Annotated in this window: 21 protein-coding genes; 8 read left to right on the top strand and 13 right to left on the bottom strand. The window is 63.6% G+C overall.

What is annotated here, in order from left to right:
* Positions 1-74: 74 nt before the first annotated feature.
* Entirely contained in the window at positions 75-1,487 is a 1,413-nt protein-coding gene (locus tag AB4Z44_RS10325; RefSeq protein ID WP_404713949.1) for a hypothetical protein, read from the top strand.
* Here the strand turns inward: AB4Z44_RS10325 and AB4Z44_RS10320 are convergent.
* Both AB4Z44_RS10320 and AB4Z44_RS10315 read right to left on the bottom strand, forming a co-directional pair.
* A complete protein-coding gene (locus AB4Z44_RS10320; protein WP_404713948.1) occupies positions 1,480-2,115 on the bottom strand; it encodes a glutathione S-transferase in 636 nt (211 codons plus the stop codon). The genes AB4Z44_RS10325 and AB4Z44_RS10320 overlap by 8 nt on opposite strands.
* Positions 2,108-3,061 (bottom strand): rhodanese-related sulfurtransferase, encoded by a 954-nt coding sequence (locus AB4Z44_RS10315; protein ID WP_404713947.1) that lies wholly within the window; start codon positions 3,059-3,061, stop codon positions 2,108-2,110. Before AB4Z44_RS10315 ends, AB4Z44_RS10320 begins: the two co-directional genes overlap by 8 nt.
* A 104-nt stretch (positions 3,062-3,165) precedes the next feature.
* On the opposite strand from AB4Z44_RS10315, the gene AB4Z44_RS10310 reads away from it, so the two are divergent.
* Both AB4Z44_RS10310 and AB4Z44_RS10305 read left to right on the top strand, forming a co-directional pair.
* Positions 3,166-3,438, top strand: coding sequence for a hypothetical protein (locus AB4Z44_RS10310; RefSeq protein WP_404713946.1), 273 nt, complete (start codon positions 3,166-3,168; stop codon positions 3,436-3,438).
* Entirely contained in the window at positions 3,435-3,665 is a 231-nt protein-coding gene (locus AB4Z44_RS10305) for a hypothetical protein (RefSeq protein WP_404713945.1), read from the top strand. Before AB4Z44_RS10310 ends, AB4Z44_RS10305 begins: the two co-directional genes overlap by 4 nt.
* Here the strand turns inward: AB4Z44_RS10305 and AB4Z44_RS10300 are convergent.
* Positions 3,662-4,570 (bottom strand): histone deacetylase, encoded by a 909-nt coding sequence (locus tag AB4Z44_RS10300; protein ID WP_404713944.1) that lies wholly within the window; start codon positions 4,568-4,570, stop codon positions 3,662-3,664. The two genes, AB4Z44_RS10305 and AB4Z44_RS10300, sit on opposite strands and share 4 nt — an antisense overlap.
* 123 nt (positions 4,571-4,693) lie before the next feature.
* Positions 4,694-6,289 (bottom strand): D-alanyl-D-alanine carboxypeptidase/D-alanyl-D-alanine-endopeptidase, encoded by a 1,596-nt coding sequence (gene dacB / locus AB4Z44_RS10295; RefSeq protein WP_404713943.1) that lies wholly within the window; start codon positions 6,287-6,289, stop codon positions 4,694-4,696.
* A 144-nt stretch (positions 6,290-6,433) separates the two neighbouring features.
* Between dacB and AB4Z44_RS10290 the strand changes: the two genes are divergently transcribed.
* The 3 genes from AB4Z44_RS10290 (at position 6,434) to AB4Z44_RS10280 (ending at position 11,308) form a co-directional block, all read left to right on the top strand.
* Positions 6,434-8,749: a serine hydrolase gene (locus tag AB4Z44_RS10290; protein WP_404713942.1), complete on the top strand. Its 2,316-nt coding sequence runs from the start codon at positions 6,434-6,436 to the stop codon at positions 8,747-8,749.
* Positions 8,750-8,882: 133 nt separating this feature from the next.
* Positions 8,883-10,646 (top strand): DUF885 domain-containing protein, encoded by a 1,764-nt coding sequence (locus AB4Z44_RS10285; protein ID WP_404713941.1) that lies wholly within the window; start codon positions 8,883-8,885, stop codon positions 10,644-10,646.
* A gap of 107 nt (positions 10,647-10,753) precedes the next feature.
* A complete protein-coding gene (locus tag AB4Z44_RS10280; RefSeq protein ID WP_404713940.1) occupies positions 10,754-11,308 on the top strand; it encodes a pseudouridine synthase in 555 nt (184 codons plus the stop codon).
* Positions 11,309-11,444: 136 nt separating this feature from the next.
* On the opposite strand, the gene AB4Z44_RS10275 is transcribed toward AB4Z44_RS10280, so the two are convergent.
* The 5 genes from AB4Z44_RS10275 to AB4Z44_RS10255 form a co-directional block, all read right to left on the bottom strand.
* Positions 11,445-11,711 (bottom strand): hypothetical protein, encoded by a 267-nt coding sequence (locus tag AB4Z44_RS10275; RefSeq protein ID WP_404713939.1) that lies wholly within the window; start codon positions 11,709-11,711, stop codon positions 11,445-11,447.
* Positions 11,712-11,765: 54 nt separating this feature from the next.
* Positions 11,766-14,534, bottom strand: coding sequence for a TonB-dependent receptor domain-containing protein (locus AB4Z44_RS10270; protein WP_404713938.1), 2,769 nt, complete (start codon positions 14,532-14,534; stop codon positions 11,766-11,768).
* A gap of 57 nt (positions 14,535-14,591) precedes the next feature.
* On the bottom strand, positions 14,592-15,923 hold the full coding sequence (locus AB4Z44_RS10265; RefSeq protein WP_404713937.1) for an aspartate aminotransferase family protein: 1,332 nt from the start codon (positions 15,921-15,923) through the stop codon (positions 14,592-14,594).
* 44 nt (positions 15,924-15,967) lie between these two features.
* On the bottom strand, positions 15,968-17,590 hold the full coding sequence (locus AB4Z44_RS10260) for an amidohydrolase family protein (RefSeq protein ID WP_404713936.1): 1,623 nt from the start codon (positions 17,588-17,590) through the stop codon (positions 15,968-15,970).
* Between the two features lie 607 nt (positions 17,591-18,197).
* Positions 18,198-18,344, bottom strand: a complete 147-nt coding sequence (locus tag AB4Z44_RS10255; protein WP_404713935.1) for a hypothetical protein — start codon at positions 18,342-18,344, stop codon at positions 18,198-18,200.
* 255 nt (positions 18,345-18,599) lie between these two features.
* On the opposite strand from AB4Z44_RS10255, the gene AB4Z44_RS10250 reads away from it, so the two are divergent.
* Positions 18,600-20,207, top strand: coding sequence for a serine hydrolase domain-containing protein (locus tag AB4Z44_RS10250; RefSeq protein ID WP_404713934.1), 1,608 nt, complete (start codon positions 18,600-18,602; stop codon positions 20,205-20,207).
* Positions 20,208-20,293: 86 nt separating this feature from the next.
* Positions 20,294-21,424 carry a hypothetical protein gene (locus AB4Z44_RS10245; protein ID WP_404713933.1) on the top strand — a complete coding sequence of 377 codons (1,131 nt, stop codon included), beginning with the start codon at positions 20,294-20,296 and terminating at the stop codon, positions 21,422-21,424.
* Positions 21,425-21,566: 142 nt separating this feature from the next.
* Here the strand turns inward: AB4Z44_RS10245 and AB4Z44_RS10240 are convergent, their stop codons facing one another.
* From AB4Z44_RS10240 to AB4Z44_RS10225, 4 genes are read right to left on the bottom strand one after another with little or no spacing between them, the layout of a single operon-like run.
* Positions 21,567-22,277: a UPF0149 family protein gene (locus tag AB4Z44_RS10240; protein WP_404713932.1), complete on the bottom strand. Its 711-nt coding sequence runs from the start codon at positions 22,275-22,277 to the stop codon at positions 21,567-21,569.
* Between the two features lie 9 nt (positions 22,278-22,286).
* On the bottom strand, positions 22,287-22,595 hold the full coding sequence (locus tag AB4Z44_RS10235; protein WP_404713931.1) for a hypothetical protein: 309 nt from the start codon (positions 22,593-22,595) through the stop codon (positions 22,287-22,289).
* Positions 22,583-24,208, bottom strand: a complete 1,626-nt coding sequence (locus AB4Z44_RS10230; RefSeq protein ID WP_404713930.1) for an amidohydrolase family protein — start codon at positions 24,206-24,208, stop codon at positions 22,583-22,585. Before AB4Z44_RS10230 ends, AB4Z44_RS10235 begins: the two co-directional genes overlap by 13 nt.
* A gap of 17 nt (positions 24,209-24,225) precedes the next feature.
* Complete coding sequence (locus AB4Z44_RS10225) at positions 24,226-25,266, bottom strand: DUF1611 domain-containing protein (RefSeq protein WP_404713929.1); 1,041 nt, start codon at positions 25,264-25,266, stop codon at positions 24,226-24,228.
* Positions 25,267-25,383: the final 117 nt, after the last annotated feature.

Below are 25,383 nucleotides of genomic sequence, written 5' to 3'. Positions count from 1 at the left end.
GACATCGGCCGGCGCGCTGCCGGTCGATGTCATCGCGCCTTGTCTATCGCGGCGACCCGACTAGGTTCGGCGCAATGCCGAGACCGTCGCTGATTTTCGCCGCATCCCAACGCCGCACGATCATCGTGCTCGCAATCATTCTGATCATCGCTGCGATCGTGCAGGGCGTGGCCTACTGGCCCGGACTGATGACATGGGACGCCATCAACCAATATGGGCAGGCGACCGAGGGCGTGTTCGACGACTGGCATCCGCCAATCATGGCGTGGATCTGGCGACAATTCATCGCCATCAAGCCCGGCCCGGCGTCGATGTATCTTCTGCAACTCGGGCTTTACTGGCTGGGCTACGCGCTGATCGTCGCCGGCGCGGTGCGACGGGGGTGGAACAAGGCGGCGATCGTCACGGTCGCCGTCGCCTTGATGCCGTTCCCGCTCGCGCTGATGGGATCGGTACTCAAGGATTGCCTGATGCAGGGCGCCTTGCTGACCGCAACCGGCCTGTTCATCTGGAGCGGGCCCGAACGCGGCTGGGGCGTGCGCATCACCGGCATCGCGCTGCTGGTCTTCGCCGGCATGCTGCGTTTCAACGCCTTCCTGGCGACTTTGCCACTGGTGGTCGCATTCCTGCCCGCCGCATTCCGGCGTACGCCGCTACGGATGGTTGGCGCCGCGATCGTTTCGCTTGCAGTGCTCGTCGCCGCTATGCCGGTTGCCAACCGCCTGATCGGCGCCGACAAGAGCGATGTCGAATTGTCGCTCGTGATCTTCGATATGGCGGGGATCACCAAACATACCGGCATCGACATGTTCCCGCCGATCGGCGTGCCGAACATCGTTGGCGTCAATGCGGCCTGCTACCACCCCGACAAGTGGGACTATTACTCCACCTGGGCGCCCGAGCCCTGCCCGATCACGTTCAAGCGGATCGATGAGGTCATGGATCAGACGGGAGCCAAACCCTATCCGACGCTCGTTCGGGCGATAGTGGCGCACCCGATCGCTTATGCGGAGCATCGCCTGGGTCACTTCAACATCAATTCGCGTTTCCTCGTCCACGATGAAGTTCAGGGGCCGGTGCCCGAACGGCCGACCGAAAATGAGTGGCATTTCGACGTCACGCCCAATGCCGCTTTGACTGCGATCACCAAGGGTGCCGAGGGATCGATCCATAGCCCGCTCGGCTGGCCGATTTTCTGGATGGCACTGGCGGGCGGCTTGCTGGCGATCGGCTGGAGCATGCCGTCGGCCTGGCTGACTATCCCGATGGCGATGTCGACCCTGTTCTACGGGCTCGGCTACCTGCCCTTCAGCGTGTCGTCCGAGCTGCGCTACAATCTATGGACTATTACCGGTACCGCGATAGCAGCCGGGTTCGTGATCGCCGATTACGGGGCGGGAGCGACCGTGCCGCGCAGCCGACTGATCGCGGCACTGGCTCCGGCCGTGATCGTCGGCATGCTCTGCACGATCTGGCGGCTTACCTGAAGCCTGGCAGGATCGTCACTGCATCTGACGGTTTCCAAGGTACCAACCGGACCATGGCGGCCTCGAACAGAGGCGAGACGAGATGGCCGGACAGCCACGCTTGCAGTTGCGGCAGCGGCTGCGCATCGAACCAGTTCCGGTCCGTAGCGGCAAACTGGCGGATGAAGGGCAGCAGCGCGGCATCGGTCAGCCCGGGTGCATCGCCGCACAGATTGGCAGTCATGGCGAGGCGCTGCTCGATCGGCGCCAGCAAAGCGAAACCGGCGGCGCGATGGTCGATTCCGTCGGCCGGGTAGCGTCCGGGATATTTGTATCGATCGAGATGATGTTTGAAGACGGCGTCGTTCCGGGCGATCAGCGCGTCATCGACGCGATCGAGCCAGCCATCCGGATCGTTGCGTCCGAGCGCCCAGTGCATGATGTCCAGGCTCTGATCGATCACCGTGCCGTCGGGCAACACCAGCACGGGTACAGTGGCCTTCGGCGATGCCGCCAGCAATTGGGGGGGCTTGTCCGAAAGTTTCACCTCGCGAATCTCGCAGGGCGTGCCGCTCGTCAGCAGCGCCAGCCGGGCGCGTATGGCATAAGGGCAGCGGCGAAAGCTGTACAGGATCGGCAGATCAGCCATCGCGCGGCGGTGGCATGGCCCCGATATGCTGTTCGCCCCGGGCTGCGGCCAGCAGGCTCTGGCGATGGCGCTCGGCATAACCCGCTCGCTGCTCGTCGGTTCGCTCGGGGTAGCATGCGGGGCAACTTACCCCGGGCGCATAAAGCGGAGAGGCGAGGTCATCCTCGCTGACAGGCCGACGACAGGCGTGGCACAGCAAGCTCGATCCCGGGGTCAGATCGTGGGTCACCGCGACACGCTGATCGAACACGAAGCATTCGCCCTGCCACAGGCTCTCGTCGGCCGCGACCGTCTCCAGATATTTGAGGATGCCGCCCTTCAGATGATAGACCTCGTCCAGCCCTTCCGCCTTCAGGAAAGCGGTGGCCTTCTCGCAACGTATCCCGCCGGTGCAGAACATCGCGACTTTGGGTGGAGGGCCGTCGCCCAGCAAACTCGCCCGCTGCGCGCGGAACCACGCCGGGAAATCGCGGAAGGTCTTCGTCTGCGGATCGATCGCGCCTGCAAAGCTGCCGACCGCGACCTCATAATCGTTGCGTGTATCGATCAGAATCGTGTCGGGTCGCGAAATTAGCGCGTTCCAGTCCTCTGGAGCGACATAATGGCCGGCATCGGCGAGCGGATCGATGTCGGGCTGCCCCATCGTGACGATCTCACGCTTGATGCGGACCTTCATGCGGTGGAACGGCAGGGTATCCGCCGCCGAAAGCTTCACGTCGAGATCGGCGCAAGCGGGGAGCGACCGGATATGCGCGAGCACCTCGTCGATCGCGGCGGGCGAGCCCGCGATCGTGCCGTTGATGCCTTCATGCGCGATGAGGAGGGTGCCTTTCACGTGCAGCGCGCAGCACAGACGCGCAAGCGCGGCACGCTTGGCTTCGCATTCGTCGAACGGCGCGAATTTGTAGAGCGCCGCGATGCGAACGGCCGGGCTGGGATCGGTCAAGGCAGGGTCCGGATGGATTGGGGTGACCGCTATATAGTCATAACTCTCGCACCGCGAAACCGAGGGGGGTAGGGGGGCGCTCGGCCTTCGGCTATGACCCATCCATGGACCTCGACCATCTTCTCACGCGCTTCTTCGGTACCGCCGATCTCGCCACGCTTTCCGCTGATCAGATGGGCTCCGGGATCGAGCAATTGCGGCTCCGGTTCGGCCTCGAGAAGGATCGCGGCCGACGGTTCGCCTTGTGGTCGTTGATGTATATGCTGGGCGTCTCGCCCGATCTGGATGTTGCCTTCAAGACCGAGGAAGACCGCAACGCCGCGCGCGATTTCATGGATATGGCCGATCGCGCCGGAGACGAGGGAGCAAACGCATGACCGTGAGCGAACTCCAGGATCTGATCGTGCGGACGTTGGTGCGAACGTCGGGCGGCAGCCCGCGTAGCTGGCGCAGTGCGGTCGGGCCGATCCGGCTGCACGATCTGGCGACGCATTCCCATTGCAACTGGTCGATCGCGCCGTCGGGCGATGTCCGCCAGGTGGCCCGGATCGAGCGGCTGATGGACACGCTGCGGCTCGATCATCCGATCGTGGTGGCAGGTTAACCGCCCCGGCGTCCAAATTCGGCAGCGAGCGTAACCATCGTCTGCGCGTGACGGCGTGCCACCGCCATGCGATCCTTGCCGTAGCCGCCCCCCAGCGCGCTCGCGATCGGGATGCCGCGCTCCAGCGCCTGCCTCGCAACGAAGCGATCGCGTCCTTCCAGCCCGGAATCGGATAGAGCCAGCCGGCCGAGGCGATCGTCGATATGGGCATCGACTCCGGCCTGAAACAGGATGAGGTCCGGCCTGAAATCATCGAGCACGCGCGGCAGGCAGTCTTCGAGCGCCTGCTCGTAATCCGCGTCGCCGCTACCATCGGGTAAAGCCACATCGAGATTCGATCGTGCCTTGTGCATCGGAAAGTTCTTCTCGGCATGGATCGACAGGGTGAAGATGTCGCCATGCCCAGCGGTCAGCGCCGCGGTGCCGTCACCCTGATGGACATCGAGATCGAGGATCAGGATCCGCGTCACGCGCGCTTCGGCAAGCAGGCGATGCGCCGCGATCGCAAGGTCGTTGAACACGCAATAGCCCGCGCCGGTGTCCCACAGGGCATGGTGGCTGCCGCCGGCGCTGTTGGCGGCATAGCCGTGACGCAATGCCAGGCACGCTGCGAGCCAGGTGCCGCCCGGCGAGAGCTGCGAACGATGCGATACGCGCGCGGTGACCGCGAAGCCGATCCGTCGCTCCTTCTCGGCCGGCACCGCGCAACGCAGCACCTCGTCGACGTAAGTTGGATCATGGACCGCCTCGAGCCACGATCGCGGCATCGCCTGCGGCAGATGCGTGGACATGGCGACACCGCGTTCCTCAAGCGCCTGCATGACCAGCATATATTTGTCGTGCGGGAAACTACCGGCCGGCGGGAGAGGCGTCGTGTAGCCGGGATGGTGGACGACGTGGAGCATGGGCGAACTGCTAGCTCAGCCGACGGTTGGTTTCACCTCTGGACATTTTTGTGTTCCGTCGTCGAAGCCGGCGATGTTCGCGATGCAAAGTTTGGACAGAAAGCGGGTTGCATCCTGGCTGGGCTATTTCGCCGTGATCGGTAACAGATGCGCTGCGGCGGCGATGCGGCCCAGCGTATCCCCGGTCACGCGCGCAATCGCTTCGCGCGCAGCGTCGGGATCGCTCGTGCTGGCGTCGATCGGGACATTGTTGAGATAGATCGCGATCGCGACATTCTCGCCCGATGGCGTGGTCGTGTAACCCGCCAGCGCCTTGGCGTTGACGATCAGGCCGTCGGCGAGCGGATTGATCCCCATATGGGTGCCGGTCTTGGCGAAGACGTGGCCGGCTGCCGGGCTGTCCGGCAAGATGTCCTTGAGCGTGCCGCGCCGGCCGAGCACGGGCAGCGAATCGTGATAGAGCTGGTAGGTCGGTCGCCCCGCCATAAAAGCGAGGAAGCGTGCGATGAAGTCGGGAGAGAAGAGGGCGCTGCCTTCACCATTGGCCTGCACGATGCCGGATGCATCGACGCCCGCTTTCTTCAGCATCGCGCGCTCCAGCGCGAAGCCGCGATAATCGGCGGGCCCCGCGCCGGGTGCGAGAATGCCGCCCCAGACAAACGGCATCGTCGAGGCATGGAGGTTTTGACTGGTCTGGAGCGTGACCTTCACATCCTCGCGCAAGGGTGCGGACACCCATTCGGCGAGCTTGTTGGTCGGTGCGTAGCTCGACTTGAACGCATCGCCCGCCGGCTTCGGTCCGCCTGGGACGACGACGCTCACGCCATGATCCGCCAGTCGCGCGGCGAACAGGGCGGCAGCAAAGCGCGACGGGCTCGCGACCGGATAGGGATAGACGTAGCTGCCCTTGTCGCTTGGGATATGGCCGCTCAGCGTGATCTCGATCGTGCCGTCGGGCAGCGATGTTTCGCGGCGGCTGAAAGCGGTATCGCTGCCTTTGCCGCCGGTTGTCACCAGGTTGACGAAGCGCAGATAAGGTATGGCCAGACTTGGCTTGAGGATCGCTGGGCCATTTTCGGCGCCGGGCGAGACGACCAGATCGACGACATTGTCGTTCACCACCACTGGCGATCGCACCACCCCGGTGCCCATTTCGCGCCCGCCTTCGTCGAACAGGCTGATGTCGATCAGGATATGACCCTCGATCCGTTTGATCCCCGCTCCGGCGATCTGCTCGGCCAGTTTCGCCAGCGGTAGGGCCGGATCGCCCGGCAACAGCCGCGATTCAAACCCGCCATAGCTGTGATCCTCATCGGCGAAAGCGAGCGTGCCGTCCGGCTGCAGCCGGTTGGAAAGATTGGGATCGCCGCTGCCGACCAGCAAGATATTGCCCTTGAGCACACCGTTTACGACCGGCCCGGTGCGATAGACCGGCGTATGGAAGCGGAAATCGGGGCCTAGTAGTTCAAGCGAGGTACCTTCGGTCAGCGCCTTGGCAGTCGATCCGGTCTGGAACAGTTTGTCGCCATTATAAGCGTAAAGCACTTTCTTGCGGTCGATCGAATAGATCTCGACCCCAAAGAAGGAATGGACGAATTCGGGCCGATCGCGAATGCTGGCAAAGGCCTCGTCGAATGTCGCCTGCGCGGATACGCCGGTGGGCAGGAGCAGGGCCGCCAAAGCGGTCGCCGCGATCGTGCGGATCGATTTCGAACCCATGCCCCCGTCTCCGATAGCGCTTGAGACCGAGAATGTTCCGGCTGAGATGGTCTACGTCAAGAGAAAATGATCCTGATCAGAAAATTTCTGTCGGGATCATAGTTCGTGTCTGGCAATTCGGTCCGGATTGGGGTTCGATGGCGCATGCGCAATTCATTCCACGCTCTGTTGGTGATCCTCGCGGCGGTGGCTTGGCCCGCTCATGCCTTGCTGGAAGCCGCCGCCGACCGGATCGCCGCCGCCGCACGATGGGAGATCGAGACGAAAGCGGTTCCCTCGATCGCGATCGCTCTCGTCGATCGAAATGGTGTGGTTTGGTCGCAAGCGTGGGGCCACGCCGACGCCGAGGGAAAGGTGCCGGCGACGACCGCTTCGGTCTATCGTGCCGGATCGGTGTCGAAGCTGTTCACCGACGTCGCGATCATGCGGCTGGTGGAACAGGGCAAGATCGATCTCGACAAGCCGGTGACGACATATCTGCCGGGCTTCCGCCCCCGCAATCCGTTCGGTGGCGTCATCACGTTGCGTCAATTGATGACGCACCGCAGCGGGTTGGTACGCGAACCGCCGCGCGGCCATTATTTCGATATGGCGCCGAAGGGGCAGGCCGATACCGTCGCCAGCCTCAACGAGACGACGCTTGTCGCCGCGCCGGGAGCGCTCACCAAATATTCGAATGCGGGAATCGCGGTGGTCGGTCAGGTGCTCGCGACCATGACGGGGAAGCCATATGAACAGGCGGTCCACGATCTGGTGCTCTCGCCACTCGGCATGAATGCCAGCAGCATGACGCTGGCCCCGCTGCGGGACAAGATCGCTTATAGCGAGATGGCGTCGTTCGATAGCGCCCGCACACCAGCGCCATTGTTCGATCTTGGCATGCCGGCGGCTGGCAGTCTCTACACGACAACCGGCGATCTCGGCCGTTTTGCGGTTGCCATGCTCAACCATGGCGGCGGGTTGATCAAACCGACATCGCTCGACGAGATGTGGCGTCCGCAATATGCCGTTCAAAACGGCTCGCGCACCTTCGGGCTCGGCTTCATCGTCACCAATATCGATGGCCAGCGCGTGGTCGGCCATTCGGGTGGCATTTATGGTTTTTCGACCGAGTTGCGGTTGATGCCGGAGGCGGGCATCGGCGCGATCGTGTTCAGCACGGTCGATAGCGGCGCCAGTTCGGACAAATTGGTGCGCTATGCGTTGCAGGCTTTCCTCGCCGAACGCACCGGCAAGCCTTTGCCCGTTTTCTCCACCAGCGAAGCCGTGACCGGCGACGAGGCCAGGCGCCTGTCCGGCTGGTATAGCGATGGGCATCAAAGCGTCGGCGTTCGCATCTATCAAGGCCAGCTCGCAATCGATGGCCCCGAAAGCGCAGGCATGATCCGCAAAAGCGGCGGCGCCTATCGGATCGAGGATGCGCAACTGATCGACGATGCCTTGTCCTTCGCCCCCGATGCGAGCTGGGTCGAGCTCGACGGCAAGCGCTACGTTCGCGCCGTTCAGCCCGAACCGTTCGATCCGGAGCCCGCCTTCGCCGCCCTGATCGGTGATTATGGCTGGCCGCACAACATCCTGCGCATCTACGAGCGCGACGGCCAGCCTTATGTCCGGATCGAGTGGACCGACTGGCGTCCGCTGCACAGGATCGACGCCGACACCTATGCCTTCCCGAACGACCGCGGTCTCTACCCGCGCGAGACGCTCCATTTCGTGCGTGGCGCCAGCGGCGTACCGATCGCTGCGACGCTCAACGGGATAAGCTGGCCGCGCCGCGATTTCGGCCAGGAGTCGCAGGACTCGATCCGCCGGGGCCTCAATGGCGATGTCGGCGCGCTCCCGGCGGCGGCGCTCGCCGCGCAGCCGCCGGTGGAGACGACGAAGCCGGCCGCGCCGCCGCTCGTCGCGCTGACGTCGCTCGATCCCTCGATCAAACTTGAGATACGTTACGCCGATCACAGCAATTTCCTGGGCCTGCCGGTCTATTCCAGCGTAGGCGCCTTCATGCGCCGGCCGGCGGCGGAGGCGGTCGCGCGGGCCAGCCAGCAGCTCCATGCCCGCGGCTACGGCCTGCTGATCCACAACGCCTATCGCCCCTGGTATGTGACCAAGATGTTCTGGGATGCGACCCCGCCCGAACATCATATGTTCGTCGCCGATCCGTCGCGGGGATCACGCCACAATCGCGGTGCGGCAGTCGATCTGACGATGTACTATCTCGCCACCGGCAAGCCGATCGTGGCGACCGGCCGCTACGACGAAATGTCGGCGCGCTCTTATTCGAATTATGTCGGAGGCACCGATCACCAGCGCTGGTTGCGCGAGGTGCTGCGCGCGGCGATGGAGGCGAACGGCTTCACCGTCTATCCCGAGGAATGGTGGCATTTCGATTATGGCGCCTGGGCCGATTACCCGATCGGCAATGTGACGTTCGAGGATTTGCGGGCGGGGAAAGAGTGACGGCGGAATGAGGCCGGCGCTGCCGGACTTGCGCACGCGGTAGACAAGAGTCAGACCGGCTGACCCGTTTTGCAGGACCAAAGCATTGCCAAACCGCCGCCAATTCTGTGCATCGTCGCTGGCAGCTCTTCTGATGTCGTCGGCGACCGCCCGCGCAAGCGCCAACCCCACCGCTGACGCGGGGCTCGCCAAGGCATTCGACACGATCTTCGCGCAGATCCTCGATGACAGCCCCGAGACGGCGACCTCGCTCGGCCTCGACGTGGGTGCGCGGGCTGTCGAGCGGTCGCGGCTCAGCGAAGTTTCGCTCGCGGCCATCGCGCATAACAAGGGCATCGTAGCGGGGCAGGTCGCCTTGTTGCGCGCGATCGATTGCAGTCGGTTGGGGGCGCCGGCGGCGATCGATCATGATGCCGTCCTCTACGGCCTGGCGCTGCAGGACGATGCCAATCGCCGGTTCGCTTATGGTAGCGGAGGTTCGGGCGCGCCCTATATCATCAGCCAGGTCACCGGCTCATACTGCAATATCCCCGATTTCCTCGACAGCCAGCATCCGATCGAGACGAAGGTGGATTGCGAAGCCTATCTCGCGCGGCTCGATGCGTTTGCGCGGATGATGGACCAGGAATGCGAATGCGTTCGGCACGACGTTGCGCTAGGCGTCGTGCCGCCCGATTTCGCGATCAACGCTGCGCTCGCGCAGATGAAGGTGTTGCGGGCACCGGCGGACCGGTCGACATTGGTAGCCTCGCTGGCATCCCGCGCCGCCGCCAAGGGCATAGCCGGCGATTGGAAGACGCAGGCCGCCGCAGTCTATCAGGCGCGCGTTATCCCCGCACTCGATCGGCAGATGGCGTTGATGCAGAGCCTGCTACCCAAGGCCACGCACGACGCCGGCGTGTGGCGCCTGCCCGATGGCGATGCCTATTACGCGGCCTCGCTCAAAGCCTCCATCACCACCGATCTCAGCCCCGACGACGTGCACCGCATGGGTCTCGACGTGACGCGCGAGATGTCCGCGCGCGCGGATGTGTTGTTCAGGCGGATCGGCATGACCAAAGGCAGTGTCGCCGAACGCTACGGCGCGCTCTTCAAGGATCCGAAATATCTCTATCCCAACACCGATGCAGGCAAGGCGAAGGAGGTCGCCGATCTCAACGCGCTGGTGCAGGCGATGCAGAAACGCCTGCCGGGTTATTTCGCAACCCTGCCCAAGACCCCGCTCGAGATAAGACGAATCCCGCCTGCGACCGAGGGCGGCGCCTCAACTCATTATTCGCAAGGCAGCCTCGATGGTACGCGCCCGGGAATTTATTGGCTGAACCTGCGCGATACCGGCGAGGCGCCCTTCTGGGACATGCCGACCACGACCTTCCACGAAGGCATTCCCGGCCATCATCTCCAGATCACGCTGCAATTGCAGTCGGAGATGCCGATGGTGCGCAAGACCATGAACTTCAACGCCTATGTCGAAGGCTGGGCGCTCTATTCGGAGCAACTCGCGCAGGAGATGGGCTTCTACAAGGATCAGCCGGCCTGGGAGCTCGGTTATATCCATGATGCGCTGTTGCGATCGGGACGGCTGGTGGTCGATACGGGCATCCACGCCAAGCGCTGGAGCCGCGAAAAGGCGATCGCGACCTTGAGCGGTATCGACGGCGATCCGGTTGCGCTCAGCGGGCAGGAGATCGAGCGCTACGCCTGCTGGCCGGGACAGGCCTGCGGCTACATGGTGGGCAAGCGCACGATCCTGCGGCTGCGCGAAAAGGCGCAGTCGGCGCTTGGCACGAAGTTCGATATTCGCCGTTTCCACGACGTGATCTTGCTCGGCGGATCGCTTCCTCTCGCGGTGCTGGAAACGCGGGTCGATGGCTATATCGCCACAGCGAAGGGTTGAAGCGTCGTTATGGCGGTTGGCCACCGACCATGGTCGATCGAACCGGTCGATGGGCCGCGTGACGCGTTGCGCCGGGACAAGACCGTACAATCGGATATGAGCCGCTCATGTCGCGGCTGATCCTGTTCAATAAGCCTTATGGCGTGCTGTCGCAATTCACGGGCGGCAGCGCGGGATCGGCGCATGCCACGCTTTCGGACCATATCGATCTGCCCGGTGTCTATCCGGCGGGCCGGCTCGATCGCGACAGTGAAGGGCTGCTGGTGCTGACAGATGATGGCCGTTTGCAGGCGCGGATCGCCGATCCCGCCTTCAAGATGGCGAAGACCTATCTGGTGCAGGTCGAGGGCAATCCCGATGAGGCCAGCCTCGATCGGTTGCGGCGCGGGGTGATGCTGAAGGACGGCATGACCCGGCCGGCCGAGGCCGAAGCGATCGATGATCCGGCTTTGTGGCCGCGCGATCCACCGGTGCGTTTCCGCAAGAGCGTGCCCGATAGCTGGCTTCGCCTGACGATCCGCGAAGGACGCAACCGGCAGGTCCGCCGGATGACCGCGGCGGTCGGCCTGCCGACCTTGCGGCTGGTGCGGTGGCGGATCGGCGAGTGGGCGCTCGACGGGCTGGAGCCGGGTGCCTGGCGGGAGATTGCGGTCGCGCGCTGATGAATTGCAGGCGTGACGCCATCACGCGCGGAATCGAGGCCGGCCAGCCGTGGCCCGGCTCGACCTTGAAGGCCAGCGGTGCCGCAGCGAAGTAAGGACCGGCGCCCGGCCGAGCTGTTGGTCGGGAGCCACGGTGTTAGGGCAGGGAGGTGGTTCGGGTCAGCGCGGCAATCTCGAAATCATAACTTTTCCAGCCGCGCTGGCTGGAAGCATCGGCGGCTGCAGCTTTCTTTCCCTTCGCTTCGGCAAGCGATTTGGTGTGGCCCCAGAATACCTCCGTCTTGCCATTACCGAGCGTCGCCACGATCCGCCAGTAATGGGTGAAGTCGGATGCGGTCGGGCCGATCGTCTTGACGTAGCCGTCGGGCAGGGTGGCGGTGAGGTAATATTTCTTCCGGGTCATGGTGGGGAGATAGCGGAACCGCCTCCTCCCCGGAACGGGGGAGGAGGCGGTACATCAGAACGAGAAGCGCACGCCGGCCGTATATTGGCGGCCGATCATGTCGTAGAGGCTGCGGGTGGTGCCGTAGCCGCTGATGCCGGTGATCGGCGGGTCCTTGTCGAATGCGTTGAGGATGACGCCGAACAGGGAGACCTTGCCGGTGCTCGTCTTGAACACATTCACCTCGCCGGACAGGTCGAAATAGACCCGGCCGTTGACGGAGGCGCCGTTCAGCGTGGTGTAGGTTCGTGTGATCACGCCGCCGCCGACATAGCGGCCGGTGATGCTCAGCCGGTAACGATCGGTGGTGAAGCTCGCGCTGGCATTGGCGCGCCAGTGCGGCGTGCCGCCGATGCCGTCGAGGCTCGGCTGCTCGGTATCGCCCGCATAGTGGGTGACGTTGCTGCCGTCGATCAGATCGAGCTTGTCGGTGTAATTGACCAGCCCGTGCAGATCGAGATTGCCCGGCCCGATCGGCAGGCGGTACGCGACCTCGACATCGACGCCGGTCTCGACCGCGCTCTGGAAGTTGGCAGGCGCGAGCGAGACCTGGGTGATCGTGCCGTTGACGCGCGTGATCAGCGAACAGAGGGCCGGCGTATCGGTATAGCAACGGGTGACGATGCTCGATGCGGTCAGCGTGTTGATCGTGTTCTTGAGCTTGATGTGGTAATAGTCGACTGACAGGCTGAAGCGGGGAATGAAGGTCGGCGTGAAGACGATGCCTGCGGTGGTCGTATCGCCTTTTTCGGGCTTCAGATTGGGGTTGCCGCTGGTGATGCCGTTGACGCTATAGCTCGCGTTCAGCACCGGATCGGTGATTCCGTAGACCAGGGTCGCACCCTTGGCGAACAGCTCGTTCAGGCTGGGCGCGCGGATATCGCGCGAGCGTGTGGCGCGCAGGCGGATGCTGTCGTTGACGGCATAGTTGAGCCCCGCCTTCCACGTTTCGACGGTGCCCGATGTGCTGTAATCGGTGACGCGGCCGGCGACATCGAGATCGATATTCTTCGCCCAGCTTTCATCCTTCGCCAGCGGTACGACGATCTCGCCGAAACCTTCCTTTACGGTCACGCGGCCGTAGAAAGGTTGGACGTTGCCGACCCGGTAGACTCCCTGGACTGAAAGCGCGTCCGAGGTGACATCGGCGGTCTGCTGGCGCCATTCGCCGCCGGCTGCGATCGAGATCGGACCAGCCCAGGTCGAGAAGGGCTCGCCACGCACGACCGCGTCGGCGACCTGTTGGGTGATGTCCCAGTTGCGCCGCGACACGCCTGTGATCCAGTTGATGGCCTGCGACGATGCCGATCCGACGCCAAACAGGTTGATCGGCACGCAGCCGTTGGTCGGATCGGTCAGGGTCGAGCGGCAGACGGTGCCGCCGGTGGCGGGATTGACCACCGCGTCGACCGCCTGGTTCCAGCGCGAGGTCCAGCGATCGCCGGTAAACAGGGTCAGATTCTTGGTCTTGCCATAGGAATAGGAGGTGTCGAACGTCCACGAGCCGCCGATCTTGCCTTTGACTCCGCCCGATCCCTGCCAGGTGTGGATGCGCTGGCTGATGCCGCCGCGGGCATAATCGTTGAGGCTGCGCCCCATCACGAAGCTGGCGATATTGTTCGCGGTCATGATCGATTTGATCGAGGCGGGCAAATAGGCATTGTCGGCCTTGATCGTGATCTGATCGTTGCCGGTGATGCTCGCTTCGTCGAACGCGCTGTGGCCATAGCCGAAGCTGGCGTAGGCGGTGATGTCGTCCACCAGATCGTAGCTCGCCTTGCCGAACGCGCTCCAGCGTTTCAGCGGTGAGGCGAGGACGTAATCGGCGTCGCCATTGACGCCATCGCCGCCATTCATCGTCGTCGCGGTCACGCTGGTTCCATAGGTGAAGGGCAGGGTAGTGCCGTTTGCGCCGAACTGGATACCCTTGAGCAGCCCGGGCGAATTGATCACGCCGCCATAGGAGGCGTTCGACGCGCGGCCATCATTCACCAGAAGGCTTTGCGGCTGGCCGTTGCCGGCGACATAGGCCGGATTGTTGATCGTCGTGCGGTTCTGGCCCCAGTCCCGATCGCCCATTTTGCCGACACCGCTGTTCTGCGCGATTTCGGCGCCGATCAGGATCCGGCCGCGCCCGCCGGCGAAGCTCTTCCCGAAAGCGGCCGACGCCAGATAATTGCGATTGTCGTTGTGATCGGTGATGCCGCCCTGGAAGCTGCCGCGAATGCCCTCTAATCTGTCGTCGAGCTTCAGGTTGACCACGCCGGCGACCGCGTCCGAACCATAGGCCGCCGATGCGCCGCCGGTGACGACGTCGGCCGATCCGATCAGTGCCTGCGGTACGAGGTTGATGTTGATCGCGCCGGTGACGGTGGTGGGTGTGTAGCGCTTGCCATCGATCAGGGTGAGCGTGCGCAGATAGGTGAGGCCGCGCAGATCGAGGAAGTTGCCGCCCGACACGACCGAAAGGTTGGTGACCGACGATGGCGTGATGCTGGGTTTGAGCGCGGGCAATTGATTGAGCGCGTCGGCGATGTTGGGTGCGCCGACCTTGGCAAGATCGGCAGGGGTGAGACTGGTCACTGGGGTCGGCGAGGTGAAGCCCGCGCGGCGAACCTGCGATCCGGTGACGACGATCTCCGTCGGTGCCTCATCGGTGGCGGGAGCCGGATCGGCGGCCGGTGCGGGCGCCCCGAAGGCGGGCGCCGTCCCGGCCAGGCTGGTCAACGCGGTGGCGAGCAGCATTGCCCGCCTGATCTTCAATGTCCCTTTGTCCAGACGCATGTGAATTCCCCATTTTCAGGTTGAATCCCAGGCGTCCTCTCCTGAACTAAGCCATCTTTATGATGTGCTGATACTGGCCGCGCTGGCGCGAAGCGCCGTGCGGATCGTGTCGATGATCTGATCGATCTGTTGTTCGGAAATGATCAAAGGCGGCGACATCGCGATCGTATCCGCGGTGTAGCGCACCAGCACGCCGGCGTTGAAGCAGCGCAGATAGACGTCGTAACCGCGCGCACCCGGAGCGCCCGGCTGGGGTGTCAGTTCGATCGCGCCGATCAGTCCGAAATTGCGGATGTCGACGATGCCCTCTTCATCGGCGAGGCTGTGGAGCCGCTCTTCCCACATCGGCGCGAGTTTCGCCGCGCGATCAAACAGGTGTTCGTCACGATAGACGTCGAGCGTCGCCAGCGCGGCGGCGCAGGCAAGCGGATGCGCGGAGTAGGTATAGCCATGCGCGAACTCGATGCCGTTGGCGGGCGCCGCGTCCATGAATGCATCGTAGATCTTGCCCTGCACCAGCACGCCACCCATCGGTACCGCACCGGTGGTTATGCCCTTTGCCATCGTGATCATGTCGGGAGTGACGCCGAACCGGTCGGCGGCGAAGCTAGCGCCGATCCGGCCGAAGCCGGTGATGACCTCGTCGAAGATCAGCAATATGCCATGGCGGTCGCAGATCGCGCGCAATCGCTCCAGATAGCCCTTCGGCGGCACGAGCACGCCGGTAGAGCAGGCAACCGGCTCGACGATCACCGCAGCGATGGTCGAGGCATCGTGGAGTTGCACCAGCCGCTCGAGATCGTCGGCGAGATCGGCGCCATGCTCGGGCATGCCGCGCGTGAAGCTGTTCAGTTCGGGCAGATGGGTATGGCGCAGATGATCGACACCGCTCAGCAAAGCGCCGAACATCTTGCGATTGCCGACCATCCCGCCAACCGAAATGCCGCCGAAGCCGACGCCGTGATAACCGCGTTCGCGTCCGATCAAGCGTGTGCGGCTGCCGTCGCCACGGACGCGATGGTAGCCCAGGGCGATCTTGAGCGCGGTATCGACCGCTTCAGATCCGCTATTGCAGAAGAAGACCTGATCGAAGCCCGCCGGCGCCATGGCGATCAGCCGGGCGGACAGTTCGAACGCCTTGGGATGGCCCATCTGGAACGAGGGGGCATAATCCAACGCGCCGGCCTGTGCTCGGATCGCCTCGACGATGCGTGGATTGTTGTGGCCGGCATTGCAGCACCACAGGCCGGCGGTCGCGTCGAGCAACGGGCGGCCATCGTCGGTAGTGTAATACATGCCGTCCGCCGCCACGATCATCCGCGGCGCGGCCTTGTATTGCCGATTTGCGGTAAACGGCATCCAGTGGCTCGAAAGGTCGTTCGGTCTCATCGCGACTTGCCCCCGCACGTCGATCGGTCGCCGCGCGACATCGCTCAGTCGGCCATCGGTGCAGAGCATGTGTGGCGCAGGACATGGCCGCCACGCAAACCCGTTACTTTACCATCATCGACTGCGAGCACGCCGTTGACGACGACCTCGTCGATGCCCGTCGAAAGCAGCAGCGGCTGCTCGTAGGTTGCGACGTCCTTCACCTTGGCAGGATCGAACACCAGAAGATCGGCGCGCATCCCTTCGCGCACCAGCCCGCGATCGCTCAGCCCCATGCGCGCGGCGGGCCAACTCGTCATCTTGCGCACCGCCTCGGGCAGGGTCAGCACGTGGCGCTTCTCGACATATTCGGCGATGACGCGCGTAAAATTACCGTTGCTGCGCGGATGGGGGAGGGACAGCGCATCGAGCTCGCCCGGCTTGACCGCGGCACCGGCATCGCTGCCGATGCTGACATAAGGCTGGCGGAGCGCGAGCTCGATGTCGGGCTCGCCCATCATGAAATACAGCGCGGTCGCGCGCTCGGGCAGGCCGGCGATCAATATGTCCCATGCCACATCGGCGGGATCCTTGCGCAGCGTCGCACCGATCTTCGCGATGCTCATGCCGTTATATCTGGCATATTCATCGCTATGTGCGCTGGCGAGGCTGACATGCTCCCAGCCGCCCGCCGCTTCGACGAAGTTCGACCAGCCGGGATAGCCGGTGACGATCTCCTTCTTCAGGCGTTTGCGGATCTCGGGATCCTTGAGCCGTTCGATGCCCTTCTCCTTGCCGTCGGCCCACACCCAGCCCGGCACGGTGATGTCGAGCCCGGTGCCGCCCGCTGTGTAGACATACATGTCGGCGGCGACATCGACGCCGCGTTCCCGCGCCGCCTCGATCGTTGCGAGCGCATCGGGCATCAGCTTGCCCCAGCCGGGGCGGAAGCCGGCCTTGAGGTGGAATATCTCCACCTTCACGCCACCTTCCTCGCCGATCTGGATCGCCTCCTTCACCGCGGACACCAGCTTGTTCGCTTCATCGCGCATATGGGTGGCGTAGATGGCGTTGCACTTGCTCGCGACCTTCGCCATCGCGATCAGATCGGCGGTACTCTGGAAGCTGCTCGGGGCGTAGACGAGCGCTGACGAGATGCCGAACACGCCGGCGTGCATCGCGATATCGACTTCCTTGCCCATCGCCTTGATTTGCTCGGGCGTCGGGATGCCGGCGGCGTCGCCCATCACCTTCACGCGCGCCTGCGTGGGCGAATAATAAGTGCCGAAATTGATCGCGATGCCCTGCCTTTCGAGCTTGGCGAAATAGCTCGGGATATCGGCGGCAGGGACCGGCGTGCCGCCTTCGCCCGCGATGACCGATGTGACGCCCTCGAGCAGCTTGTTCTCGGCCCCGCCATTGACGAGCAGGACCCGGCTCGACTGATCCATCATGTCGATGAATCCCGGCGTCACGTAGCGGCCGGCCGCATCGATCTCCTTGAAGCCACTGCCGCCGATCTGGCCGATCTTGACGATGCGGCCATCCTTCACCGCGACATCGGCCCGGACCCACGGATTGCCGGCGCCGTCGAGCACCTTGCCGTTGCGGATGACGATGTCGAAATCGGCTGCGCTTGCCGCAGAAGCCAAGAGCAAGGCGGTGGCGGCGAGCAGCAGCGTTCTCACGATCATTTTCCCCGTTTCCGTTCCCGCGGCCACGGCCGCACTCTTGAAACCATGTGAGACTATCAGCGTAAATCGGCAAATACAGCAAAATTTTTCTGATCAGGATAATTTTGTCTCAATAGCGAGATGTTGGCACTTCCGGCCGGGCGGGGCTGCTGATGTCCCGCGCGCGGCTCATGCCGCGCAGGATATGAAAGCGCCAAGCCGTTGCAGCTACGGGTGTGCCACAAATATATAGTTACAGATGCAACGGCCATAAAAGCCAATCTCGGGAAATATTCCGGGATCTTTATTCCACGTGCGATGATAAGCGAGATGGAACGCTATCCAATTACAAGCTTGTACGGGAATTTGTATTTCGAACATAGTCGTGCGATAAGTCGAGCAGTCGATAAAGGATGGGTCTTATCGATGAGGTGGCGCAGGCCCCGCACCGCTTGTAATAACCTGCTCGGCTTGTGGGCGTTGTCATTTGCCCTGGCTGTGGCGTCGGCCAATCTGAAATGAATTAGGAGAGGGCGCTGGCCTTGTTCGGCGCACTGATCGAGCGTCGGGGCAACGCCAACCGACAATCAATATTCTGGCGTCGATTACCGCGTTCTTTTGCCTAGAGCCTGGTAAGTTCGAAGAAGGTGGTGAGCAACACCGCGCCGCCGATCAGACTGCCGCCGAAGATCACGAGCATCATGGTCATTGCGGTCCGGTTCGACGCGCTGTGCGCAACGCTGATCGGCCCGCGGGCGTGATTATCCATATATCCTCTCCGTTGCCCGGCAGCATAGCGCAGACCAGTGCAATATTCGCTATTGGCTCATGTTTTGCGTGCCGATGCAAGAGTCGATCTTGCACGGACGACGCATGAGCAGCCTTGGCGCAAGGGTGAGACGGCGACGCCGCTCCTGCTGGTAAACTCACCCACCGAACGCCGGACGGTCGATACTCGACAAAGCGCCTTCCCGATGGGAAGGCGGGTCGCGGATTGCCGAGTGTTTCAGGGGGATAAAGTTCAGTGATCGTCCGCGTCCTAACGCATGGCGCTGCTGTGGTCGCCAGCCTGGCAGGCGTTGCGCCGGTTTCCGCGCAGGCAACCTCCGAGCAGGTTCGCGAGGTCGATGGGATTTTCGCGCATTGGGCGACCGGCACCAGCCCGGGTTGCGCGGTCTCGGTGATGCACAAGGGCAATCTGCTGGTCGATCGCGCTTATGGCATGGCCGATCTCGATCTGGGCGTGCCGGTGCGCACCGACAGCGTGTTCGAGGCGGGATCGACCTCCAAACAGTTCACCGCCGCGGCGATCATCCTGCTCGCGCGCGCCGGCCGGCTCGGGCTGGACGACGATATCCGTAAATATCTACCCGAGATGCCCAATTATGGTCCGCGCATCACGATCCGCCACTTGCTCCACCATGTCAGCGGCCTGCGCGACTGGGGCGGTGCGGCGGCAGTCGAGGGATGGCCGCGCGACAGTCGTACCGTCACCAACGCCGACGTGCTGGCGATCGCGGCGCGACAAAAGGCGCTCAATTTCGCACCGGGCAGCCACTATCTCTACAGCAACACCAACTTCAATCTGCTCGCCATCATAGTCCAGCGAGTGAGCGGGCAGACGCTTGCCTCCTTCACGAAGGCGCAGATCTTCATGCCGCTCGGCATGACCGAAACGCGCTGGCGAGACGATCATACCGCGATCGTGCCGCGCCGGGCACATGCTTATGTGCGGGAGGGCAATGTCTGGGCGATCGGCCAGCCGATCGAGGATGCCTATGGCAATGGCGGATTGCTGACGACCGTGCGCGATCTGCAAATCTGGAACGCCGCGCTGGAGTCGGACAAGCTCGGCCCGGGCTTCACGGCTGCGATGGAGAATCAGATCAATCTCACCGGTGGCGGTAAGCTCGCTTATGCCGCCGGATTGTTCAAGCTCGCCCACAATGGCCTGCCCGAAATCGGCCATCCCGGTGCTACCGGTGGGTATCGCGCTTGGCTCGGGCGCTATCCCACGCAGCACCTGTCGGTGGCGCTGCTATGCAATGCCGGCGATGCCGATACGACCGCCCTGGCGCGGAGGGTCGCCGATATCTTCCTTCCGCCTTATCGTGCACCTGCCTACACGCAGCCCCAGCCTCACCGGCCCGAAGGCGTCTACGTCAACAGCGTGTCGAACTACCCGGTCTGGTTCGGTGCCGTGAACGGCCGGCTCTCGATCGGCGGGCAGACGCTCGATCCAACCGGGCTAGGCCGGTGGCGGATCGGCACGGGCACCTATGTCTTCGATGGGCGGCAATTGACCCTCGAAACGCAGGAGGGCGATCGCATACCCTATCGCAAGGCGAACTGGAGCCCTCCGGCAAGCGCCGTGACCTATGCCGGCCGCTATTGCAGTATCGATAACGGCGCCTGCTGGCGCATCACCGCTGCGGGATCGGCGGCGTTCGTCAGCCCGGCACGCGCGCCCGAAATTCGGCTCGATCCGGCTTATGGCGACGTGTTCACCCTCGCCAATGGCGGCATGATCAGGTTCGTGCGCAATCCAGGCGGACAGATCAACGGCTTCAACTATAGCGACCCGCGCGACTATGAGATGCGGTTCATGCGGGTTACGCCGGGGCGTAGGTGAGCCGCCCGTGATTGTCGCTTGCATGTTTTTCCGATCAGGACAATCTTCTCCGAATTGAGCATCGAAATTGCTCGACCGGAGGTGGCATGCGGTTTTTCTCGTCGCTCAATCGCTTCGTCCTGCCGGGCCTCGCCTTCAAGGCGGTGGTGATCGGGGGCGGTTATGCAACCGGGCGCGAACTGGTCGAATTCTTCATGCCGTCGGGACCGGTCGGCGGGCTTTATGGAATGGCGCTGGCGATGGCCTTCTGGAGCCTTGTCTGCGCGCTGACCTTCCTGCTCGCCTTCAAGCTCAGGGCCTATGATTATCAGAGCTTCTTCCGGGCCCTGCTCGGTCGTTTCGATTTCGCATTCGAGATCGTCTATTTCGCCAATGTGATCCTTGTCCTCGCCGTGTTCGGATCGGCCGCTGGCGCGATCGGTGCGGCACTACTGAGCGCGCCGCTCATTGCCGGGACGTTGCTGCTGGTGTTCGCCGTCCTCGCGGTGTGCGCGGCGGGGCAGGGGGCGGCCGAGGCGGTGTTCAAATATGTCTCGGTCCTGCTCTACGGCGTCTATACGATCTTCCTCGCGCTCAGCCTGTGGTCGTTCACGCCGCAGATTGCACAGGGTTTCCAGATCCCAGTACCGGCCACTGGCTGGATCGCGGGCGGGCTCACCTATGCCTCGTACAATGTGATCGGTGCAGTGCTGATCCTGCCGGTCCTGCGCCATCTGAAGAGCGAGCGCGATGCGATCGTATCGGGGCTGCTGGCGGGGCCGCTGGCAATGGTTCCCGCAATCGTCTTCTTCGTCTGCCTGGTGGCTTTTTATCCGCGGGTGCTGGGCGAAGCCTTGCCCTCCGATTATGTGCTGACCGCGCTGCACCAGCCGATTTTCCATATCCTCTTCCAGTTGATGGTGTTCTTTGCCTTGCTCGAATGCAGCGTAGGCTTCGTCCAGGCGTTCAACGCGCGCGTCGATGTCCACAATGCCAAGCGCGGACGGACGACGCCGCAATGGCTTCGTCTGTTGGTGACCGGTTCGCTCACCTTCGGATCGGTGTTCATCGCTTCGACCATCGGTCTCGTCGCGCTGATCGCCACCGGATACCGGGCTATGGCCTATGCGGTAATGGCGATCTTTCTGCTGCCGTTGTTCACGATCGGGCTGGTGCGGATTGCAGAATTACGCCGGTCCGGGCGAGGGGGCGCGCTCGTGGATCAGCCGGCGGAATAGGCGCGCCCTTCGGCTTCAAACAGACAGTATTTCCTCCGATCGGTGGTTAGTTATATCCGCCGCGACGTTGCGCTGCTTCGCGCGGCTGGAAGGCCGTTGGCGCGAGAGTGGCTGCAAGCCCGATTATCGGGCGTGGGCAGCTTCAGTTCAGTCCGCAGCATTTCTTGTATTTTTTGCCAGACCCGCAGGGACAGGGATCGTTCCGGCCAATTTTAGCGGACGATAACGGGCTCAGCGAGGCAGGAGCAGCGGGGCTGGTCGTCGATCGCCAGGCGTGCAGGGCGTCGATCCATTGCGGGATAAGCTTCGGTGCGTCTTCGGTTAGCGCATCGATGGCCTCGCGTTCCAGATCGCTCTCGTCCCGCGCAATGTCCGCCAGTGTGATCAGCCCGGTGAGAGCCGCACCCGCGCCTTCGTCGCCGCTCTGGATGATCTCGCCCCAGCTCTCGGGTCGTAGTGTCATCGCGGTGGCGAAGCCTTCGATCCACATCTCCCACAACACTTCGTTGTGCCTCGTATCCACTTCGAAAAAGGGCGCATAGCGGCCGGGGCCGTTATTCAGGGCCCGCACGACAGCGTCATGATGTTCGACGACCAGCCTGGCATACCATCTGGCTTCATCTTCCTCGGCAAAGGGCACCTCTCCACCGTCGTCGCTCCAGACTGGCGGGAGCCATTCGTCGGGCTCGATCGGGTCCGGACAGACGATCAGGCCGGCCAGATATCCGTCCAGTTCGCCCAACAGCATGGCATCGCAATCGGCCGGAAGGTGAGCCAGGGCATTGTCGAGGCGACGGAGGCGGGGAGAGGATATGCGCATGCGCGCCTTCTCCAGAATTGAATCGGCGCGCACAAGAGGTGTTCAGGCGGCTCGACGCACCGTCCAATCCAGTGCCACCCTCGCGACGCCGACAATCCCGCGCATCCTTTCTGCGATCAGTTCGGCGTCTCTGACGGCGATATGATCGACGGCGATCGTCATCGATAGCGCGTCGCCCTCGACACGCGCCTCGCAACTCGTGAACAACCGATCACGCTGCGCCAGCAGGCCCAGAATTCGCAATGGCGATTGCGTCGAGGCAAGGCCTTCGACGTGCCAGCGTGCGGTGCCCTCGTCAGGCGCTGAAGGCGGCGATGCGGCGATTGCTGCCCGATCGATCACGCAGGACATGTGTGCCGCAATACCTGCCCGGCGCGTGCGCCGGTAGGGCGGCCTTGATCGATCGTAATCACGCCGTTGACGATCACCTCCTCGATCCCGGTCGAGGGTAGCAGGGGCTGCTGGTAGGTCGCCACATCCTTCACCTTGTCGAGATCGAACACCAGCACGTCGGCGCGCATCCCTTCGCGCACCAGCCCGCGATCGCTCAGCCCCATGCGCTGGGCCGGCCAGCTCGTCATCTTGCGGATGGCATTCTCCAGCGTCAGCACATGCTGCTTCTGGACATATTCGGCGATGACGCGGGTGAAATTGCCATAAGCGCGCGGGTGGGGCAGGCCGAGCCCGTCGATCTGGCCGAGCTTGACCGACGATCCGGCATCGCTGCCGATGCTGACCCACGGCTGGCGCAAGGCGGTGCGGATGTCGTCCTCGCCGATCATGAAATAGAGCGCCATCGATCGGTGCGGCAGCCCGGCGATCATGATGTCCCATGCCGCGTCGGCCGGATCCTTGCCGAGCGCAGCGCCGATCTTGGCGAAGCTCATCCCGTTATATTTGTCGTACTGCGCGCTCTGCGCGTTGCCGAGCACGACATTGTCCCAGCCGCCGGCGGCCTGCACCATGTTGGTCCAGTCGGGCTGCGGCCCGGCAGCGACCTCCTGCTTCAGCCGCGCGCGGATCGTGGGATCCTTGAGCCGCTCGATCGCCTTGGCCTCGCCATCCTTCCACACCCACGTCGGAACGGTGATGTCGATGCCGGTACCCCCGGCGTTGTAGACATACATGTCGGCGGCAACATCGACCCCGCGGGCACGCGCCGCCTCGACCGTCGCGATCGCCTCCGGCATCAATTTGCCCCAACCGGCGCGGTAGCCGGCCTTGAGGTGGAAGATCTCGACCTTGACGCCGCCTTCCTCGCCGATCCGGATCGCCTCCTCGATCGCCGGGATCAGCTTGGGTCCCTCGTCGCGCATATGGGTGGCGTAGATAGCGTTGCACTGGCTCGCCACCTTGGCGAGTGCGATCAGGTCCGCGGTCGACTGGAAGGTGATCGGCGAATAGATCAGCGCGGTGCTGATGCCGAACGCGCCGGCATGCATTGCGGTGTCGACCTCCTTGGCCATCACCGCCATCTGCGCTGGCGTCGGCGTGCCGGCGCGATCGCCCATCACCTTCTCGCGCGCCTGATAAGTGGCATAATAGCTGCCGAAGTTGATCGCGATGCCCTGGGCCTGAAGCTTGTCGAAATAGGCCTTGATCTGATCGGCCGGTACCGGCGTGCCGCCTTCGCCCGCGATCGCGCTGGTGACGCCTTCGAGCAACTTGTTCTCGGCCCCGCCGCTGACCAGCAAGGTTTCGCCCGATTGGTCCATCATGTCGATGAAGCCGGGCGAGACGTAGCGACCGGTCGCGTCGATCACGCGGGTCGCCGAGCCGGTCAGCTTGCCGATCCGGACGATGCGACCGTCCTTGATCGCGACATCGGCCTTAACCCACGGATTGCCCGCGCCATCGAGCACTTTGCCGTTGCGGATCAGGATATCGTAGTCGGACGATGCCGCGATCGCGGCGCTGCCGAGCAGCAAGGCGGCGGAGCAGGCGAGCAGCGTCTTGAGCGTCATGGAACGTCCCCGTTCGATCAGGAAAGGCAGCAATCCACCAGCCGCTCGAAGGCCGCGCCGCCGCGCACCGGATCCGCCACGGGCAGGCCGAGCCTTTTGCTCTCAGCCGCAATCATGGCTTCGGCCTCGTCTGCGGACAATTCGGAGGTGTTGAGCGAAACGCCGCCACAGCGGATCGTGGGATTGGTCCGGCTGCCCAGGCGCAGGTTGAGTTCGATCGCTTCCTCGATCGACGGCGTGGCGAAATCCTCCGAGCCAAGCATTCGGTGTCGCCCCGGCTCGTGGCAGACCACGATTACGTCGGGCTGGCTGCCATGGAGCAGGCCGAGCGAAACGGCGGCGAAGCTCGGATGGAAAAGCAATCCCTGTCCTTCGATCACATCCCAATGATCGTCAGCTGCGGCGGGGCTCAGCACTTCGGCGGCGCCTGCCTCGAAATCGGCGACGACCGCGTCCATCGGCATGCCGCCGCCCGCGATCATGATCCCGGTCTGGCCGGTCGCGCGGAAATCGCATGCGACGCCGCGCGCCGCGATGCCGCGGGCCAGCGCGAGAGCCGTATATTTCTTGCCGAGCGCGCAATCGGTGCCGACCGTGAGCAGACGCCTGCCCGATCTCTTGAGCCCGGTGCCAACCGGCAGATTGGCGGGCGGGACGCGGATATCGATCAGCTTCCGGCCGAGCCGTTGCGCGGTCTCGACCAGCAGTGGAATGTCGGCCATGCGGCTGTGCATGCCGCTCACCAGATCGAGACCGGCCTCTAACGCCTCTATCAGGCTCGGCATCCATCCCGGTTTGATCGCGCCGCCCGACGCCGCGACGCCGATCACCAGCGATCGCGCGCCATGCGCCTTCGCTTCGGCCGGGCGCATCGCGGGCAGGCCGGTCGAAACCTGCGCGGCCGGCAAAGCAAGCTCGGCGACGCATTTTTCGGGCACCCAATCGCGTAAGCCGAACGCCGTCTTGGCATGGCCCTTATCCTCCACGTCGCCGAGGAAAAGCAGGTAAGGGAAGGGGAGTTCGATCGCGCGCGCGGCTGCGCTGTCGCTTTCGCTCACCGTGTCACCGTCGCATAGTGCATCTGAAATCCCCTCGTGTGCCTGCAAAGTGCCGATAGCCGCACCAACCGGCTCAAATCTCTAATCCGAACGGGTTGGCCTGAAAAGAAAAATTTC

The sequence above is a fragment of the Sphingomonas sp. MMS24-J13 genome (assembly GCF_044905095.1).
GTDB lineage: Bacteria > Pseudomonadota > Alphaproteobacteria > Sphingomonadales > Sphingomonadaceae > Sphingomonas_I.
This window is presented reverse-complemented; position numbering and strand designations above follow the sequence as displayed.

Coding starts and splice junctions, on each gene's coding strand:
- AB4Z44_RS10280 (WP_404713940.1), top strand. CDS start 10,754: ATGTCGCGGCTGATCCTGTTCAATAAGCCTTATGGCGTGCTGTCGCAA.
- AB4Z44_RS10310 (WP_404713946.1), top strand. CDS start 3,166: ATGGACCTCGACCATCTTCTCACGCGCTTCTTCGGTACCGCCGATCTC.
- AB4Z44_RS10255 (WP_404713935.1), bottom strand. CDS start 18,344: ATGGATAATCACGCCCGCGGGCCGATCAGCGTTGCGCACAGCGCGTCG.
- AB4Z44_RS10235 (WP_404713931.1), bottom strand. CDS start 22,595: ATGTCCTGCGTGATCGATCGGGCAGCAATCGCCGCATCGCCGCCTTCA.
- AB4Z44_RS10265 (WP_404713937.1), bottom strand. CDS start 15,923: ATGAGACCGAACGACCTTTCGAGCCACTGGATGCCGTTTACCGCAAAT.
- AB4Z44_RS10285 (WP_404713941.1), top strand. CDS start 8,883: ATGTCGTCGGCGACCGCCCGCGCAAGCGCCAACCCCACCGCTGACGCG.
- AB4Z44_RS10270 (WP_404713938.1), bottom strand. CDS start 14,534: ATGCGTCTGGACAAAGGGACATTGAAGATCAGGCGGGCAATGCTGCTC.
- AB4Z44_RS10230 (WP_404713930.1), bottom strand. CDS start 24,208: ATGACGCTCAAGACGCTGCTCGCCTGCTCCGCCGCCTTGCTGCTCGGC.
- AB4Z44_RS10245 (WP_404713933.1), top strand. CDS start 20,294: ATGCGGTTTTTCTCGTCGCTCAATCGCTTCGTCCTGCCGGGCCTCGCC.
- AB4Z44_RS10275 (WP_404713939.1), bottom strand. CDS start 11,711: ATGACCCGGAAGAAATATTACCTCACCGCCACCCTGCCCGACGGCTAC.
- AB4Z44_RS10300 (WP_404713944.1), bottom strand. CDS start 4,570: ATGCTCCACGTCGTCCACCATCCCGGCTACACGACGCCTCTCCCGCCG.
- AB4Z44_RS10290 (WP_404713942.1), top strand. CDS start 6,434: ATGCGCAATTCATTCCACGCTCTGTTGGTGATCCTCGCGGCGGTGGCT.
- dacB (WP_404713943.1), bottom strand. CDS start 6,289: ATGGGTTCGAAATCGATCCGCACGATCGCGGCGACCGCTTTGGCGGCC.
- AB4Z44_RS10305 (WP_404713945.1), top strand. CDS start 3,435: ATGACCGTGAGCGAACTCCAGGATCTGATCGTGCGGACGTTGGTGCGA.
- AB4Z44_RS10320 (WP_404713948.1), bottom strand. CDS start 2,115: ATGGCTGATCTGCCGATCCTGTACAGCTTTCGCCGCTGCCCTTATGCC.
- AB4Z44_RS10325 (WP_404713949.1), top strand. CDS start 75: ATGCCGAGACCGTCGCTGATTTTCGCCGCATCCCAACGCCGCACGATC.